Annotated in this window: 15 protein-coding genes and 1 pseudogene; 13 read left to right on the top strand and 3 right to left on the bottom strand. The window is 68.5% G+C overall.

Features of this window, described 5'->3' with window-relative positions; translation table 11 throughout:
- Nucleotides 1-19 precede the first annotated feature (19 nt).
- The 4 genes from RSP_RS14400 to RSP_RS14385 all read left to right on the top strand — a co-directional run bounded on the left by RSP_RS14400 (nt 20) and on the right by RSP_RS14385 (nt 5,514).
- Entirely contained in the window at nt 20-1,864 is a 1,845-nt protein-coding gene (locus tag RSP_RS14400) for an ABC transporter ATP-binding protein (RefSeq protein WP_011338787.1), read from the top strand.
- Complete coding sequence (locus RSP_RS14395; RefSeq protein WP_011338786.1) at nt 1,861-3,705, top strand: ABC transporter ATP-binding protein; 1,845 nt, start codon at nt 1,861-1,863, stop codon at nt 3,703-3,705. The genes RSP_RS14400 and RSP_RS14395 overlap by 4 nt, the downstream gene beginning before the upstream one ends.
- Nucleotides 3,702-4,916, top strand: coding sequence for a class I SAM-dependent RNA methyltransferase (locus RSP_RS14390; protein ID WP_011338785.1), 1,215 nt, complete (start codon nt 3,702-3,704; stop codon nt 4,914-4,916). The genes RSP_RS14395 and RSP_RS14390 overlap by 4 nt, the downstream gene beginning before the upstream one ends.
- A 103-nt stretch (nt 4,917-5,019) precedes the next feature.
- Complete coding sequence (locus RSP_RS14385; RefSeq protein ID WP_002721677.1) at nt 5,020-5,514, top strand: L,D-transpeptidase family protein; 495 nt, start codon at nt 5,020-5,022, stop codon at nt 5,512-5,514.
- A 49-nt stretch (nt 5,515-5,563) separates the two neighbouring features.
- On the opposite strand, the gene RSP_RS14380 is transcribed toward RSP_RS14385, so the two are convergent.
- Nucleotides 5,564-6,103 carry a divisome-associated lipoprotein DalA gene (locus RSP_RS14380; RefSeq protein ID WP_002721675.1) on the bottom strand — a complete coding sequence of 180 codons (540 nt, stop codon included), beginning with the start codon at nt 6,101-6,103 and terminating at the stop codon, nt 5,564-5,566.
- Between the two features lie 177 nt (nt 6,104-6,280).
- Here RSP_RS14380 and RSP_RS14375 point away from each other — a divergent pair, with 177 nt between their 5' ends.
- Entirely contained in the window at nt 6,281-6,883 is a 603-nt protein-coding gene (locus RSP_RS14375) for a L,D-transpeptidase (protein ID WP_009563235.1), read from the top strand.
- 148 nt (nt 6,884-7,031) lie between these two features.
- Nucleotides 7,032-7,208 (top strand): hypothetical protein, encoded by a 177-nt coding sequence (locus tag RSP_RS22270; RefSeq protein WP_009563233.1) that lies wholly within the window; start codon nt 7,032-7,034, stop codon nt 7,206-7,208.
- 165 nt (nt 7,209-7,373) lie between these two features.
- On the opposite strand, the gene hemH is transcribed toward RSP_RS22270, so the two are convergent.
- Together hemH and RSP_RS14365 are read right to left on the bottom strand one after the other, a co-directional pair.
- Nucleotides 7,374-8,507: a ferrochelatase gene (gene hemH, locus RSP_RS14370; protein WP_011338781.1), complete on the bottom strand. Its 1,134-nt coding sequence runs from the start codon at nt 8,505-8,507 to the stop codon at nt 7,374-7,376.
- 37 nt (nt 8,508-8,544) lie between these two features.
- Nucleotides 8,545-9,357, bottom strand: coding sequence for a methyltransferase domain-containing protein (locus RSP_RS14365; protein WP_011338780.1), 813 nt, complete (start codon nt 9,355-9,357; stop codon nt 8,545-8,547).
- A 32-nt stretch (nt 9,358-9,389) separates the two neighbouring features.
- On the opposite strand from RSP_RS14365, the gene RSP_RS14360 reads away from it, so the two are divergent.
- From RSP_RS14360 to RSP_RS14330, 7 genes and pseudogenes are all read left to right on the top strand, one after another.
- Nucleotides 9,390-10,112, top strand: coding sequence for a ComF family protein (locus tag RSP_RS14360; protein ID WP_011338779.1), 723 nt, complete (start codon nt 9,390-9,392; stop codon nt 10,110-10,112).
- A 35-nt stretch (nt 10,113-10,147) separates the two neighbouring features.
- On the top strand, nt 10,148-10,405 hold the full coding sequence (gene grxC, locus RSP_RS14355) for a glutaredoxin 3 (protein ID WP_002721669.1): 258 nt from the start codon (nt 10,148-10,150) through the stop codon (nt 10,403-10,405).
- Nucleotides 10,406-10,409: 4 nt separating this feature from the next.
- Nucleotides 10,410-11,240, top strand: a pseudogene (locus RSP_RS14350) (carbon-nitrogen hydrolase family protein).
- Nucleotides 11,240-11,683, top strand: a complete 444-nt coding sequence (locus RSP_RS14345) for a MarR family winged helix-turn-helix transcriptional regulator (protein WP_002721667.1) — start codon at nt 11,240-11,242, stop codon at nt 11,681-11,683. Before RSP_RS14350 ends, RSP_RS14345 begins: the two are co-directional and overlap by 1 nt.
- The gene (locus RSP_RS14340) at nt 11,683-12,516 is read left to right on the top strand and encodes an NAD-dependent epimerase/dehydratase family protein (RefSeq protein ID WP_011338778.1); all 834 of its coding nucleotides are present in this window, start codon (nt 11,683-11,685) and stop codon (nt 12,514-12,516) included. The genes RSP_RS14345 and RSP_RS14340 overlap by 1 nt, the downstream gene beginning before the upstream one ends.
- Nucleotides 12,513-13,157 carry a sugar transferase gene (locus RSP_RS14335; protein ID WP_011338777.1) on the top strand — a complete coding sequence of 215 codons (645 nt, stop codon included), beginning with the start codon at nt 12,513-12,515 and terminating at the stop codon, nt 13,155-13,157. Before RSP_RS14340 ends, RSP_RS14335 begins: the two co-directional genes overlap by 4 nt.
- A gap of 147 nt (nt 13,158-13,304) precedes the next feature.
- A complete protein-coding gene (locus RSP_RS14330) occupies nt 13,305-15,191 on the top strand; it encodes a polysaccharide biosynthesis protein (RefSeq protein WP_011338776.1) in 1,887 nt (628 codons plus the stop codon).
- Nucleotides 15,192-15,257: the final 66 nt, after the last annotated feature.

The raw sequence follows: 15,257 nt of genomic DNA, 5'->3' as shown, positions 1-15,257 counted from the left end.
GGCACCAACGAGGCCCCCGATGTTCCGCTTCTTCGAGAACCTGGTCGATCCCTATGCGCCCTGGGATCGGACCGATACGCCGCCGCGCCGCCTGTGGCCCTTCCTGAAGGACTATGTGCGGCCCTTCCGGAAGGTGTTCGCGATCACCGGCCTGATGTCGGTGCTGAATGCGTCCGTCGAGGTGCTGCTGATCTGGTATGTGGGCCGTCTCGTGGACCTGCTGGCCGAGGGTGCGCCGCAGGAGGTCTGGGCGAGCCACGGGTCCGAGATCCTGGCGGTGGCGCTGGCCATCCTCCTGATCCGACCGCTGGTGGCCGGGGTGGATGTGGCGCTACTGCACAACACGATCCTGCCGAACTTCGGCACGCTCATCCGCTGGCGGGCGCACAACCATGTGCTGCGCCAGCCCGTCGGCTGGTTCGAGAGCGACTTCGCCGGCCGGATCGCCAACCGGATCATGCAGACGCCGCCCGCGGCGGGCGATGCCGTCTTCCAGACCTTCGACGCGGGCGCCTTCGCCATCACCACGGTGATCGGCGCAGTGGCCGTGCTCGCGGATGCCGACCCGCGCCTGACCCTGCCGCTGATTCTGTGGTTCGCGCTCTATGCGCTGCTGGTGCGCTGGACGATCCGCCACGCGGGTCCTGCCGCCAAGGCCTCGTCGGACGCGCGCTCGGCGGTGACGGGGCGGGTGGTCGATGCCTATACCAACATCCATTCCGTGAAGCTCTTCGCCCATCACGACCGCGAGCTCTCCTATGCCCGCGAGGCCATCGAGACCGCCCGCACCACCTTCCAGCGCGAGATGCGGATCATCACGCGCATGGATGTGGCGCTGACGCTTCTGAACGGCGCGCTCATCACCTCGGTCACGGGCTGGGCGATCCTGCTCTGGTATCAGGGGCAGGCGAGCGTGGGGATCGTGGCCGCCTCGACGGCTCTGGTGCTGCGGCTGAACAACATGACCTACTGGATCATGTGGGCCACGAGTTCGCTCGTGCAGGCGCTGGGGGTGGTGGCCGAGGGGATGGAGACCATCGCCCAGCCCATCGGCCTCGTCGACAAGCCGGGGGCGCGGCCCCTGCGGCTCACGCAGGGCGGCATCGCACTCGATCAGGTCTCGCACCATTACGGCCGCGGCTCGGGCGGGCTCGACCGGGTGACGCTTGCCATCGCGCCGGGCGAGAAGGTGGGGATCGTCGGCCGCTCGGGCGCGGGGAAATCCACGCTCGTGAAGCTCATGCTGCGCTTCTACGACCCCGAGAGGGGGCGGATCCTCATCGACGGGCAGGACGTGACCGAGGTGACGCAGGAAAGCCTGCGCCGCGCCATCGGCATGGTGCAGCAGGATTCGAGCCTCCTGCACAGGTCGGTGCGCGACAACATCCTGTATGGCCGCCCCGATGCGAGCGAGGAGGAGATGATCCTCGCCGCCAAGCGGGCCGAGGCGCATGACTTCATCCTGACGCTGGAGGATCCCGAAGGCCGGCGCGGCTACGACGCCCATGTGGGCGAGCGCGGCGTGAAGCTCTCGGGCGGGCAGCGCCAGCGGATCGTGCTGGCGCGCGTCATGCTGAAGGACGCGCCGATCCTCATCCTCGACGAGGCCACCTCGGCGCTCGACAGCGAGGTCGAGGCCGCCATTCAGGAGACGCTCTACCGGGTGATGGAGGGCAAGACCGTGATCGCCATCGCGCACCGCCTGTCGACCATCGCGGCGATGGACCGGATCGTCGTGCTCGAGGAGGGCCGCGTGGCCGAGATCGGAAGCCATGCCGAGCTTCTGGCGCGGGGCGGGCTCTATGCCCGGTTCTGGACACGGCAGTCCGGCGGCTTCATCGGCACCGAGGATGAAGCGCAATGAGACTGATGCGGCTTGGAAACCTGATCGATGCCTTCCGCCCGGCGGACGGACCCCCGCCGCAGACGCTCGGCGCCTTCATGCGCTGGTGCCTGCGCGGCTCGTGGCCGATGCTGGCGGCCGCGGCGGCGCTCTCGGCGCTGGCGGGCACGTTCGAGGTGGTTTCGGCCATGATCATCGGCTGGGTGATCGATGCGGCCGTCTCCTCGGATCCCGCCTCCTTCTTCACCGAGCATCTCGGTCTTCTGGCCCTCTTCCTCGTCTTCTACCTGTTCCTGAGGCCGGTCTCCTTCGGCCTGTCCTCGGCCTCGAACTCCATCGTGATCGGGCCGAACGTCCTGCCGCTGGTGCTGAGCCGCCTGCACCGCTGGACGCTGGGGCAGGCGGTGACCTTCTTCGACAACGACTTCGCGGGCCGCATCGCGCAGAAGCAGATGCAGGCGGCGCGCGCCGTCACCGATGCCGTGACCGAGATCATCAACACCGTGGCCTTCGCCCTGGCCTCGGTCGTGGCCTCGATGCTCTATCTGATCTCCGTCGACTGGCGGGTGGCTGCGGCGCTGGGCCTGTGGCTCGTGGCCTATCTGGGGCTCATCCGCTACTACCTGCCCAAGGTGCGCGAGAATTCCGCCGCCCGCGCCTCGGCCCGCGCCATGGTCTCGGGGCAGGTGGTGGACACGATCACCAACATCAAGACGGTGAAACTCTTCGCCCATGCCGCCTTCGAGGATCAGGTGGCGCTGCGGGCGATGGAGAGCTTCCGCGACCGCTCGCTCGAGTTCGGCGTGATCTCGACCTGGTTCCGCTCGGCCCTGATGACGCTTTCGGGGCTGCTGCCGGTGCTGCTGATCGGCGGCACGCTCCTTCTGTGGCAGCAGGGCGAGGCGACCGCGGGGGCCATCGCCGCAGCCGGCGCCATCGCGATGCGGATCTCGCAGATGTCGGGCTGGGTGAGCTTCACGCTCATATCGATCTACACCTCGATCGGCGAGGTCGAGGACGGGATGCGCACCCTCTCGGTGCCGCACGCGCTGCCGGACCGGCCGGGGGCGCTGCCGCTCGCCCGCGTGCAGGGCGAGATCCGCTTCGACGGGGTGAGCTTCGCCTACGGGCGCGGCTCGGGCGGGCTTCACGGGCTCGACCTGACGGTGCGGCCGGGCGAGAAGCTGGGCATCGTGGGCGCGTCGGGGGCGGGAAAGTCGACGCTCGTCTCGCTCCTCCTCAGGCTCTACGACCCCGAGGTGGGGCGCGTGCTGATCGACGGGCAGGATCTGCGGTCGGTCACGCAGGAGAGCCTGCGCCGCCAGATCGCGATGGTCACGCAGGAGACGGCAATGTTCAACCGCTCGGCGCGCGACAACATCATGTACGGCCGTCCGGACGCGACCGAGGCGGAGATGATCGCCGCCGCCCGCGCCGCCGAGGCCGACGAGTTCATTGCCGCCATGGCCGATCATTCCGGCCGTCACGGCTACGACGCCTTCCTGGGCGAGCGCGGGGTGAAGCTCTCGGGCGGACAGCGGCAGCGGATCGCCCTGGCGCGGGCCTTCCTGAAGGATGCGCCGATCCTCGTGCTGGACGAGGCCACCTCGGCGCTCGACAGCGAGGTCGAGGCCTCGATTCAGGAGGCGCTGGCGCGGGTGATGCAGGGCAAGACCGTGCTGGCCATCGCCCACCGGCTGTCCACCATCGCCGAGATGGACCGGATCCTCGTGCTCGACCGGGGTCTTCTGGCCGAGCAGGGCACCCATGAAGAGCTGCTGGCGCGGAACGGGCTTTACGCGCGCTACTGGAACCGGCAAAGCGGCGGCTTCATGAACTGCGAGGAAGAGGCCGCGGAGTGATCGTCACCATCGAGAGGCTGGGCCATCTGGGCGACGGCATCGGGCAGGGCGTCTTCGTGTCCGGCGCGCTGCCGGGCGAGACGGTCGAGGGCGAGGTGGTGCAGGACCGCATGGCCGCGCCGCGCATCGTGACGCCCTCGCCCGACCGCGTGCGCCCGCCCTGTCCCCATGCCCGCAGCTGCGGCGGCTGTCTGCTGCAGCATGCCTCCGACGGATTCGTGGCCGACTGGAAGCAGGAGGTCGTGCGCTCGGCCCTCGCCGGACAGGGGATCGAGGCGCCGTTCCGCCCCCTCGCCGTCTCACCGCCCGCCTCGCGCCGGCGCGCGACCCTCTCGGCGCGGCGCACCAAGGGCGGCGCGCTCGTGGGCTTCCACGCCCGCCAGTCGGGCACGATCGTCGCGATCCCCGAGTGCAAGCTGCTGCATCCCGACCTGATGGCGGCCATGCCCGCGCTCGAGGCGCTGGTGAAGACCGGCGGCTCGCGCTCGGGCGAGCTGTCGCTCACCGTGACGCGCAGCCTCGGCGGGCCCGACGTGGCGGTGACGGGCGGCAAGCCGCTCGACGCGGGCCTGCGGGCGGCCCTCGCGCAGGTGGCCGAGGCGCAGGCCCTCGCGCGGCTGACGTGGGAGGGCGAGACCATTGCCCTCCGCGTGCCCCCGGCGCAGGCCTTCGGGCCGGCGCGTGTGGTTCCGCCGCCGAGCGCCTTCCTGCAGGCGACGGCCGAGGGCGAGGCGGCGCTGCTTTCTGCCGTGCGCGATGCCATCGGCGAAGCGCGAACGGTGACGGATCTTTTTGGCGGTGCGGGCACCTTCAGCCTGCCGCTCGCAGCCGGGGCCGAGGTCCATGCCGTCGAGGGCGATGCGGCGATGATGGCGGCGCTCGACCGCGGCTGGCGGCAGGCGCCGGGGCTGAAGCGGGTGACGGTGGAAACGCGCGACCTGTTCCGCCGCCCGCTCGAGCCCGACGAGCTCCGCAAGACCGAGGCCGTGGTGATCGATCCGCCACGCGCCGGAGCCGAGGCTCAGACCCGGGCGCTCGCCCGCGCCGCGGTGCCGGTCGTGGCCTTCGTCTCCTGCAACCCCGTGACCTTCGCCCGCGACGCGCTGATCCTGGTGCGCGGCGGCTACCGGCTCGACTGGGTGCAGGTCGTCGACCAGTTCCGCTGGTCGTCGCATGTCGAGCTTGCCGCGCGCTTCAGCCGCCCCGTCTGACCCGGGCCTGTTCGCGCCGAATTAACCCTGCTGACCAAAGATTGTCTGGCGAGACGGGCCGATTCCCGGTATCTCGGAATAAAAAACATGTCGGGCAGTGAACATGAAATTTCTGAAGATAACCCTGATCGTTCTCGCACTCGGGCTCGCCGGCTGCGGCGACTCGAAGATCCGCAAATACGATGGCCCGCCGGTCACCAGCGTTCAGGTGCACAAGGCGGACCGCAAGATGTATCTGCTGAACGGCTCCAAGGTGCTGCGTCAGTATGACGTGGGCCTCGGCTTCAAGCCGACCGGCCACAAGCAGTACGAGGGCGATGGCCGCACGCCGGAAGGCGTCTATTTCATCGATCGCCAGAACCCGCGCTCGACCTATCACCTGTCGCTCGGGATCTCCTATCCCAACGTCCTCGATCAGAAGATGGCCTTCCTCGAGGGCAAGAAGCCCGGGGGCGACATCTTCATCCACGGTCGCGGCAAATATAACGGGCCGAACCGGCGCGACTGGACGGCCGGCTGCATCGCAATCACCGACGATGAGGTCGAGGAAGTCTATTCGATGGTGCGGCTCGGCACCCCGATCTACATCCTTCCCTGACGCGCCCGCCGCGCCCCTGAATTGAACCCGGGGGCGCGGCAGATGCGGGTCAGAGACCCGCCACCGCCATGGGCGCGGAACTGCCCGTCACGACGGTCCACCAGATCTTGCCCTGCGGCTCCTGATACCAGGCGAAGCCGAGGTCGGTCGCGGTCGGATCCAGCACGATCTCGCGCGTGTCCTTCTGCTCCATCCAGACGGCCAGCGTCTCGAGCTCGGTCTGGTAGGTTTCCGAGATCAGCTCACCCTTCAGCTTGCCCTGATAGCCCGCGCGCTGCACCCGCAGAAGAGGCGAGGAGCCGTCCGACCCGAAGTGCCAGGGGCGGTTCTGCACCGACATGTCGCGCGAGTGGGTGGCCGCGGCGGCGGTGAGCTGCGAGTTGAGCTGGAGCGGAGCCGCCCCCTTCGCCTGGCGCAGCGCATTGACCGAATCCAGCAGCCGGTAGGTGACTTCACCCTCCTGAGCGGACGTGATCTTGTAGACCTGCGGCAGCGGCTTTCCGTCGGGCCCCAGCGCCATCGGCGTCGTCGAGGCGCAGGCCGAAAGGACCAGGGCGCCACAGAGGGCGAACGCGGAGATAGTCTTCATGTGTCTTCCACCCACAAGGATTGCTGGGGGCCCTCATAACAGAAAGGCCGCAGGCTGTTCAAATGCAACTCAAGGGCGCAGTTCGACGTTGACGCGGGCGTGAATTGTCGCCACTCGCGGCGAGAGATAGGATGCTTCGGTCCGAAGTCCGGGACCAAGATCAAGGAGACGAGCGGAATGGGTGCGGATCAATCGAATAGGCTCGACCGTCGCACGCTGCTGTGGAGTGCAGCCGCGGGGCTCGGTGCCATGGCGCTGCCGGCGCGTGCGCAGGAACAGACCGAGAGCGTGATGCCCGTGGCCCAGAGCCCGGTGCGCAACAACGTCTCGAGCTTCCGGATGCTGGACTGGCAGCCCTACTTCTCGAACCTGCGGAACGGTGCGGTTCTGGTCGACATCACCTCGCGGGCTCTGCACTTCTGGAGCGAGGACGGGCAGACCTATCTGCTGTTCCCGACCTCGGTGCCGCTGTCCGACGATCTGACCCGCCGCGGCCGGACCGAGGTGGTGCAGAAGGTGGTGGCGCCGCCGTGGCGGCCGACTCCCGCCATGAAGGAGCGCAACCCCGAGTGGCCGGACATGGTCCCGGGCGGGGCGCCGGACAATCCGCTCGGCACCCATGCGCTCTACCTCTCCTGGACGTATTATCGCATCCACGGGACGCACGACACGCGCAAGATCGGGCGGAAATCCTCGAACGGCTGCATCGGCCTCTATAATGAGCATATCCAGCAGCTCTTCCCGCTCGCGAAGGTGGGGACACAGGTGCTGCTCATCTGACGTAACCATGCAACAGTGAACGGAACTTCTGGCATCCCGATTGCCTTTCCCAAGGCGTGCTGGTTACTCGGAGTAACGAGGTAATATCTTGGGAGCCACCCGTCTGCCTCATGTTTACTCGGACCGGGTGCCACATCTGGAGGTCTAAATGAAGAAACTTGTGCTCGCTGCTGCCCTTTCGATCGCCGCCACGTCCGCCTTCGCCGGCGGCATGGCCGAGCCCGTGATGGAGCCCGCTGTCGTCGAAGCCGAAACCGCTTCGTCGGGCGGCATCCTGGTCCCGCTGATGCTGCTGGTCGTCGTGGCCGCCGTCGCCGCCAACTGAGCTGCACGACATCCCGACTTGGGGCGGCAGGGAAACCTGCCGCCCTCTTCATTTGATGGGGCTACTGGGGCCTTGCGAGGCCACCGGGTCCGGTAGCCTTCCGTTAATCCGCGGATCCCGTGCTATCGCGTCTGCTTTGGCCCGCCGGGGGCCTTCGGGCCTCTCTCAGCCGCGCGCGAGCCAGCCTGCGAGATTGTCCTCGATCACCGAGACCAGCGCGCGGATATGCGCCTCGTCGTCATTCAGGCAGGGGATGTAGGTGAACTCCTCGCCGCCCGCTTCCTCGAAGGCCTCGCGAATCTCGCCGTTGATCTCTTCCAGCGTCTCGATGCAGTCCGCCGAGAAGGCCGGCGCGATCACCGCGATGCGCTTCTTCCCGGCGCGGGCAAGCTCCGCCACATGCTCGACCGTATATGGCTTGAGCCATTCTTCGGGTCCGAAGACCGACTGGAAGGTGGTGTCGATCGCGCCCTTCTCCCATCCCAGCCGCTCGCGCAGCAGGCGCGAGGTCTTGGCGCACTGGCAATGGTAGGGATCGCCCGCCATCAGATACCGCTTGGGCATCCCGTGATAAGAGGCCACCAGCACGTCCGGCCTGTGGTCGAGCTGGGCATAGGCGCGCTCGACCGACTGCGCGAGCGCGTCGATGTAGAGCGGATTGTCGTAATATTCCGGCACGGTCCGCACCGCAGGCTGCCGCTTTTCCTTCATCATGGCCCGGAAGAACTCGTCGTTCGCCGTGGCCGAGGTCGCGCCTGCATAATGAGGATAGAGCGGGAAGAAGAGGATCTTCTCGCAGCCCGCCTCGACCATGGCCCGCACGCGGCTCTCGGTGGAGGGGTTGCCGTAGCGCATGCAGAAATCGACCATGACGCGGTTGCCGTAGAGACTGCGGATCTCGGCGGCGATGGCGGCTGTCTGGTCCTTGGTGATCGTCATGAGCGGGCTCTCGCCCTTGTCATGGTTCCAGATCAGCTTGTAGTTGGCGCCCGACGAGAAGGGGCGCTTGGACAGGATCAGGATCTGCAGCAGCGGCTGCCATTTCCAGGCGGGATAGTCGATCACCCGCTTGTCCGAGAGGAACTCGTTCAGGTAGCGTCGCATCGACCAGTAGTCGTAATTGTCCGGCGTACCGAGATTGGCGAGCAGGATGCCGATCTTGGGCTGCGGCAGCTCCGGATGGTCTGCGGGCGCATGGGCGAGCCGGTCCTGACCCGGACGGATGGGCTCTTCAGCCCCCAGGGTTCGCGCCTGCTCGGGCGTCGCTTGCAGCATCGGCGTCATTCCGCTTCCAGACATTCAATCCGTCAGACACATAAAGGCATATGGACCGGGGTCAACCATCGCCGGGCCCGTCCTTTCGGGCGGCGGCCAGCGCCTCGGCCAGGCTCCGGGCCGCCGATCCGGGCCGGAGCGGCTTCTGCTGGCTCTCGTGCGGAGCCCAGCCGGTGAGGCAGATGATCTCGAAACTGGCCACGATCCGGTCGTCCGCTCTGCGCGGATAGCGCGCTTCGGCCTCGGCAAAGAGCGCGCGGCGGCTGGGCCGGCGCAGGCGCGCCTCGAGCGCATTGGTCTCGCCCATGGCGCGCAGGTCGCGCATGAGGTGGAGCGTATCGCGATAGCGGACCTCCCGGACAAGCGAATCCGCCACCGGAAGCGCGAAACCGGCCCGCTGGAGCAGCGCCCCCAGATCCCGGATTTCCGCCATCGGCAGCACCCGCGGCGAGAGGCCTCCCGTCACGGCGGCCTCGGCCTCGGCCAGAGCGATGCGCAGTTCGGACAGGGTGCGCCCCCCGAAGAGCAGCCCGAGGAAGAGCCCGTCCGGCCTGAGCGCCCGCCGGCTCTGGACCAGCTGGCCCACCGGGTCGTTCGACCAGTGCATCGCGAGCGCGTGGATCACGAGATCGTGCGCGCCGGGGTCGAGCGCAAGCTCCTCGGCGTCCGTCACGATCCGCGCATTGGGCAGCCGGTCGCGCCAGACTTCGGGAAAGGCGGTGACGACGGCGGGGGCCGTAAACCGCCTGTTAACCTCGCTCAGTCTCTCCTCGACCTCGCGCGCGGCTTCCTCGTGCAGGAACAGCGCCGGCGCGCGGCAGGCGCGGGTCCGGTGGCGGGCGAGGGCGGGGCGGTCGGTCAGGATGGGGGTCATGGGGGCCTCCGCCGCGAGGTAAGGGGGCGGGGATGGGATTGCAAGCGGCGCTGCGCCTCCTGTTTCCGCCGCAATGCCTGCTCTGCGAGACGCAGGTGACCACGGAGTTCGGCCTCTGCGGCGCCTGCTGGCGCGACACGCCCTTCATCGCGGGTCTGGTCTGCGATCTCTGCGGCGCGCCGCTGCCGGGCGAGGATCCGGGGCATCCGGTCCGGTGCGACGACTGCCTGTCCTCGGCCCGTCCCTGGGATCACGGTCGGGCGGCGCTCCTTTACCGCGACAACGGCCGCAAGCTTGCGCTGGCGCTGAAGCACGGGGACCGGCTCGATCTGGCGCGCCCGCTCGCCGGCTGGATCCTCAGGGCCGCGCGCCCGATCCTGCGGCGGGGGACATTGGTCGTGCCGGTGCCGCTCCACTGGACGCGGCTTCTGACGCGGCGCTACAACCAGTCCGCGCTTCTGTCGGCCGAGCTTGCGCGGCAGGCGGGGCTCGACCATTGCCCCGATGCGCTGGTTCGCGGGCGCAACACCCGCAGTCAGGAGGGGCGCAGCCGCGAGGGCCGGTTCGAGAACATGACCGGCGCCATCCTGCCCCATCCGCGGCGCGGACGGCTGCTGAAGGGAAGGCCGGTCCTGATCCTCGACGACGTGATGACCTCGGGCGCCACGCTCGCCACCGCAACCGAAGCCTGTCAGGCGGCAGGCGCCACCTCCGTCTCGGTTGCGGTGCTGGCGCGCGTTGCGAAGGACACCTAAATCCCTATAGTCACGAACGACCGGAAGGATATGCCATGAAGTCCGTCGAGATCTACACGACGCCCACCTGCGGCTATTGTCAGGCGGCCAAGTCGCTGCTGCGCCGCAAGGGCGTGAGCTATGCCGAGACCGACGTCAGCACCGATCCCTCGCTGCGCGCCGCCATGACCCAGCGGGCGCATGGCCGGCGGACCGTGCCGCAGATCTTCATCGGCGGCCAGCATGTCGGCGGATGCGACGATCTCTATGCGCTCGAGGATGCGGGCAAGCTCGACCCGATGCTGGCAGACTGATCCGATGCGCGCCGCCCTCGTCCAGCTCACCGTGACCGACGACCCGGAGGAGAACCTCGCGGTGACGCTCGGCCACGTCCGGGCGGCGGCCGCGGCCGGGGCGGAGTTCGTGCTGACGCCCGAATGCACCAACGCGCTCTCCTCGAGCCGCGAGCATCAGCGCCGGATCCTCCGCCCCGAGGAGGAGGATGCGACGCTGGCCGCGCTGCGTGAAGAGGCGGCGCGGGCGGGCATCTGGCTGCTTGTGGGCTCGCTCGGCCTGAGGACGCACGAGGCGGACGGCCGCTTTGCCAACCGCAGCTTCCTCATCGGCCCCGACGGCGCGGTGGCGGCGCGCTACGACAAGATCCACATGTTCGACGTGAACGTGTCCGAGACCGAAGTCTATCGCGAATCCGCGGCCTACCGGCCCGGCGGGGCGGCGGTTCTGGCGTAGGCGGGAGAGGCCGCCGTCGGCATGACCGTCTGCTACGATCTGCGCTTTCCCCACCTGTATCGGCGGCTCGCACAGGCGGGGGCGCAGATCCTGACCGTGCCCGCCGCCTTCAACCACCTGACGGGCGCCGCTCATTGGGAGGTTCTGCTCCGCGCGCGGGCCATCGAGACCGGCTGCTTCGTGCTGGCCCCGGCCCAGACCGGCTTTCACGCCGAGGCGCATGGCAAGGGACGGCGCACGCACGGCCACAGCCTCGCGGTGGCGCCCTGGGGCGAGATCCTCGCCGATGCCGGAACCGAGCCGGGGGTGACGCTCGTCGATCTCGATCTGGCCGAGGTCGCGCGGGCGCGCCACCGTGTGCCATCCCTCGGCCACGACCGTCCGTTCGACGGCCCCTGATGGCGGAGCGGACCGAGGAACTTGCGGTGGCGCTGTTCGGCGAGCTGTTCATGGCCGACCAGCTGGCCCGGAACCGGCTGTCGAAGGTGCTGCCGAAAGGGATGGAGCTGTCGCACTTCGGCGTGCTGAACCATCTCGCCCGCGCCGCCGAGGAGCGCACGCCGGCCCAGCTCGCCCGCGCCTTCCATGTCACGCGCGGCGCCATGACCAACACGCTGGCGAAGCTCGAATGGGCGGGGCATGTCCATATCCGGCCCGACTGGGACGATGCGCGGCGCAAGTTCGTCTCGATCAGCCCCTCGGGCCGCAGCGCGCGCGATGCGGCGGTGGCCGCCATTGCGCCCCTGATCGCCGAAGTCGTCCATTCGCTCGGCGCCGAGCGGGTGCGGGCGGTTCTGCCGGTCCTGCGCGAGATGCGGACCCGGTTCGAGGAAGAGGATTGATGGCGGCCCGCCTTCTCGTGCTGGGCTCCACCGGCCGGATCGGGCGCTTCCTGCGCCGTGCCTGGGCCGAGCCACCCGAGGGGCTGGTTCCGGTCTGGCACGGGCGAGACGCCTCGGCCGATCTCCAGTGGGACATGCTCTCCGCGCCCTATCCGGGAGGCGCAGCCCGCGTCGTGCTGGGGCTGGCCGGGGTCACGGATCGCACCGGGCGGCTCGAGGACAATGTGGCGCTGGGGCTTGCGGGTTGCCGCGCCGCCGAGGCTGCGGGCGCGGCCCATGTCTTTCTGCTCTCCTCGGGCGCGATCTACGGCTCGGCACGGTCGGAGGATCTGCGCGAGGAGGATGAACCCGCCCCCGACACGGCCTATGGCGCAGCGAAGCTGCGCATGGAGCAGGAGGCGCTCGACTGGTCCCGGACAGTGGGGACGGGCCTCACGATCCTGAGGCTCGGCAATGTGGCGGGGGCTGACGCGCTCCTCGGACCGAAGCGTCCGCCGGGGCAGGCCATCGTGCTCGATCCGGTGCCCGGCGGCCGCGGCCCGGTGCGGACCTATATCGGACCGCAGAGCCTCGCCGCCGTGCTGGCCCGCCTCGCGCGTCTGGCGGATGCCGGGGTGGCGCTGCCCTCGATCCTCAATCTCGGCGCACCGCCGCCGGTGGACATGGCCGATCTTCTCGAGGCTGCGGGTCTCGACTGGCGGTGGGGGCCGCCGCGGCCGGGCGTCATTCCCCGCGTGGGGCTTGCGCTCGACCGGCTCGCGGCGCTCTGCCCCCTCCCGCCCGATGCAGGCGCGCCCGACCGGCTCGTGGACGAATGGCGGGCGCTCGCATGACGCCCGGCAAGCGCCTTCTCGACGTGACGGTCGCCCTTCTCCTGATCCTTCTCCTTGCCCTTCCGTTCGGGATCCTGCTGCTCGTCCTCCTGATCGTGGAGGGGCGGCCGCTCTTCTATGTGGCCGAGCGGATGAAGGCGCCGGGCCAGCCGTTCGACCTCTGGAAGCTGCGCACCATGAAAGCCGCGGCGCAGAATGCGGGCGTCTCGGGCGGCGACAAGTCGAACCGCGTGACCCGCACCGGGCGCGTTCTGCGGCGGGCCCGGCTCGACGAGATCCCGCAACTCTGGAATGTGCTGCGCGGCGACATGAGCTTCGTCGGGCCCCGCCCGCCGCTGCGCCTCTATGTCGAGCGCCATCCGGAGCTTTACGCGCGGGTCCTGCGGAATCGCCCCGGCATCACGGGCCTCGCCAGCCTGCATTTCCATCGCCACGAGGAATGGATCCTCGCGCAGTGCAGGACCGCCGCCGAGACGGACCGCGCCTACAGCCGTAGGTGCATACCCCGAAAGGCGTATATGGACCTGCTGTATCAAGAGAAACGCTCGCTCTGTTTCGATCTGGCGCTGATGTTTCAGACCGTTGCGAGGGTTCTACTGTGGCGTAATAGGCAACCTTTTGCAAATCGTCGCAGCCGATAGTGCCGCAATGCTTGAGGTGATTCTGGGCCTCGTCTAGGCTCGCCCCATTCGAATTTCGGAGATTTCTTGGTTAGAAGACAGGTCGGACACGGGGCGCGACAAACGGTCGAAACAACAACCGGGGCGGCAAAAGGGCAGGAATTCCAGGTGAAGAAACTCCTTTTCGGTCTCGTTGACCGGCTGACCAGAGCGCAGAAGCGTGGGCTTCTCCTTCTGGCGGATGTGCTCGTGGCGCCGCTTGCGCTGCTGATCACCGGCATCTTCATCCGCGCCCCCGGAGGCGAGCACGAGTGGCTTCTCTTCCCCGGCGCGGCGCTCTTTGCCTTCGGTCTCTCGCTGCTTTTCGGGATGCCCCGGATCAAGCTCAACGCCTATGAGACCATGGCCATCCTGAAGACCGGCGCCTTCGCTGCGGTGCTGACCCTCGTGCTCTCGACGCTCGCCTCGGTGGTGGGCACCGCGGTGCCCGCGGCAGCGGCGATCCTATTCGGCCTTCTGTTCTTCATCCTGTCGGTCGGCGCCCGGATGGTCATGCTGCATGCGCTGCTCTGGGTGCTGCAGATCGGCCAGAAGGGGTGCCGCGTGCTGATCTATGGCGCGGGCAACACCGGCACGCAGCTTGCGGCGGCACTCCGCTCGCGCGGGACGATCCGGCCCATCGCCTTCGTCGACGACAATCCCGCGCTGCAGGCGATGGTGATCGCGGGGCTCCGCGTCTATCCGTCGGACCGGATCGAGCGGCTGGTGCGTGAGCGCGACGTGTCTCGCGTGCTTCTTGCCATGCCCTCGGAGTCGCCGGCCAAACTTGCCCGTATCGCCCACCGGCTGCAGTTGGCGGGCGTCGATGTCCATACCGTGCCTTCCTTCGCGCAGCTCGTGGGCGAGGAGCAGCTGGTCGACAACCTCTCTCCCTTCACCTTCGGCCGTTTCCTCGGTCGCCAGCAGATCGAGGATGCGCTGCCGCAAGGGGCCGATGCCTATGTCGGCCGCACGGTGCTGGTCTCGGGCGCGGGCGGCTCGGTCGGATCCGAACTCTGCCGCCAGCTGCTGCTGATCCGTCCCCGGCGCATCGTCCTGTTCGAGATCAGCGAGATCGCGCTCTACACCATCGACCGCGAGCTGCAGGCGATGGCCGAAGGCACCGGGGTCGAGATCGTGCCGGTCCTCGGATCCGTCACCGATTCGCGGCTGTCGCGGATGGTGATGCAGGATCACGGGGTCGAGGTGGTGTTCCATGCGGCCGCCTACAAGCATGTGCCGCTGGTCGAGCACAATCCGATCGCGGGTCTGGCCAACAATGTGCTGGGCACCCGGACGCTGGCGGATGCCGCGCACGAGGCCGGCGTGGCGCGCTTCATCCTGATCTCGACAGACAAGGCGGTGCGCCCGACGAACGTCATGGGCGCTTCGAAGCGGCTGGCCGAGCTGGTGATTCAGGATCTCGCGAAGCGGTCGAAGAAAACGATCTTTTCGATGGTGCGGTTCGGCAACGTTCTCGGCTCGTCGGGCTCGGTCATCCCGCTCTTCAAGGAGCAGATCGCCCGCGGCGGACCGGTCACGCTGACGCACGAGGATGTCACCCGTTTCTTCATGACCATCTCGGAAGCGGCACGGCTGGTGCTGCTGGCGGGCTCCTTCGCCGATCCGGGCGATTGCCGTGGCGGCGATGTGTTCGTGCTCGACATGGGCAAGCCCGTGCGCATCCGCGATCTCGCCGTGCAGATGATCGAGGCGGCCGGCAAGTCGGTGCGCGATGAGCGCAACCCCTTCGGGGACATCGAGATTGTGGTCACGGGTCTGCGGCCCGGCGAGAAGCTGCACGAGGAGCTTCTGATCGGCGAGGGCCTGCTGACCACGCCGCATTCGAAGATCCTGCGCGCTCAGGAGGAGAGCCTGTCCGAGCTCGAGATGGCCACCGCGCTGCGGGCGCTGCGCAGTGCCATGGCGGCCGGAGACCCGCAGGCGGCCCGCCGGGTCATACTCTCCTGGGTTGAGGGATATCGCCCTCCGGAAATCGTTGCCGCCGGACGATAGCTGCCGACATTCCGGTTGAATGGCATTGTTCGGAAGGAGGCGGCTGCTAGAGTGCGCGGAACGAAT

The organism is Cereibacter sphaeroides 2.4.1 (genome assembly GCF_000012905.2).
In the GTDB taxonomy this organism is placed as follows: domain Bacteria; phylum Pseudomonadota; class Alphaproteobacteria; order Rhodobacterales; family Rhodobacteraceae; genus Cereibacter_A; species Cereibacter_A sphaeroides.
This window is presented reverse-complemented; position numbering and strand designations above follow the sequence as displayed.

What these genes read in the sequence shown, in the direction of transcription:
- RSP_RS14380 (WP_002721675.1), bottom strand. Translation starts at nt 6,103, where the DNA reads ATGAAGACTATCTCCGCGTTCGCCCTCTGTGGCGCCCTGGTCCTTTCG.
- RSP_RS14395 (WP_011338786.1), top strand. Translation starts at nt 1,861, where the DNA reads ATGAGACTGATGCGGCTTGGAAACCTGATCGATGCCTTCCGCCCGGCG.
- hemH (WP_011338781.1), bottom strand. Translation starts at nt 8,507, where the DNA reads ATGTCTGGAAGCGGAATGACGCCGATGCTGCAAGCGACGCCCGAGCAG.
- RSP_RS14400 (WP_011338787.1), top strand. Translation starts at nt 20, where the DNA reads ATGTTCCGCTTCTTCGAGAACCTGGTCGATCCCTATGCGCCCTGGGAT.
- RSP_RS14360 (WP_011338779.1), top strand. Translation starts at nt 9,390, where the DNA reads ATGGGATTGCAAGCGGCGCTGCGCCTCCTGTTTCCGCCGCAATGCCTG.
- RSP_RS14375 (WP_009563235.1), top strand. Translation starts at nt 6,281, where the DNA reads ATGGGTGCGGATCAATCGAATAGGCTCGACCGTCGCACGCTGCTGTGG.
- RSP_RS14345 (WP_002721667.1), top strand. Translation starts at nt 11,240, where the DNA reads ATGGCGGAGCGGACCGAGGAACTTGCGGTGGCGCTGTTCGGCGAGCTG.
- RSP_RS14335 (WP_011338777.1), top strand. Translation starts at nt 12,513, where the DNA reads ATGACGCCCGGCAAGCGCCTTCTCGACGTGACGGTCGCCCTTCTCCTG.
- RSP_RS14340 (WP_011338778.1), top strand. Translation starts at nt 11,683, where the DNA reads ATGGCGGCCCGCCTTCTCGTGCTGGGCTCCACCGGCCGGATCGGGCGC.
- grxC (WP_002721669.1), top strand. Translation starts at nt 10,148, where the DNA reads ATGAAGTCCGTCGAGATCTACACGACGCCCACCTGCGGCTATTGTCAG.
- RSP_RS22270 (WP_009563233.1), top strand. Translation starts at nt 7,032, where the DNA reads ATGAAGAAACTTGTGCTCGCTGCTGCCCTTTCGATCGCCGCCACGTCC.
- RSP_RS14385 (WP_002721677.1), top strand. Translation starts at nt 5,020, where the DNA reads ATGAAATTTCTGAAGATAACCCTGATCGTTCTCGCACTCGGGCTCGCC.
- RSP_RS14365 (WP_011338780.1), bottom strand. Translation starts at nt 9,357, where the DNA reads ATGACCCCCATCCTGACCGACCGCCCCGCCCTCGCCCGCCACCGGACC.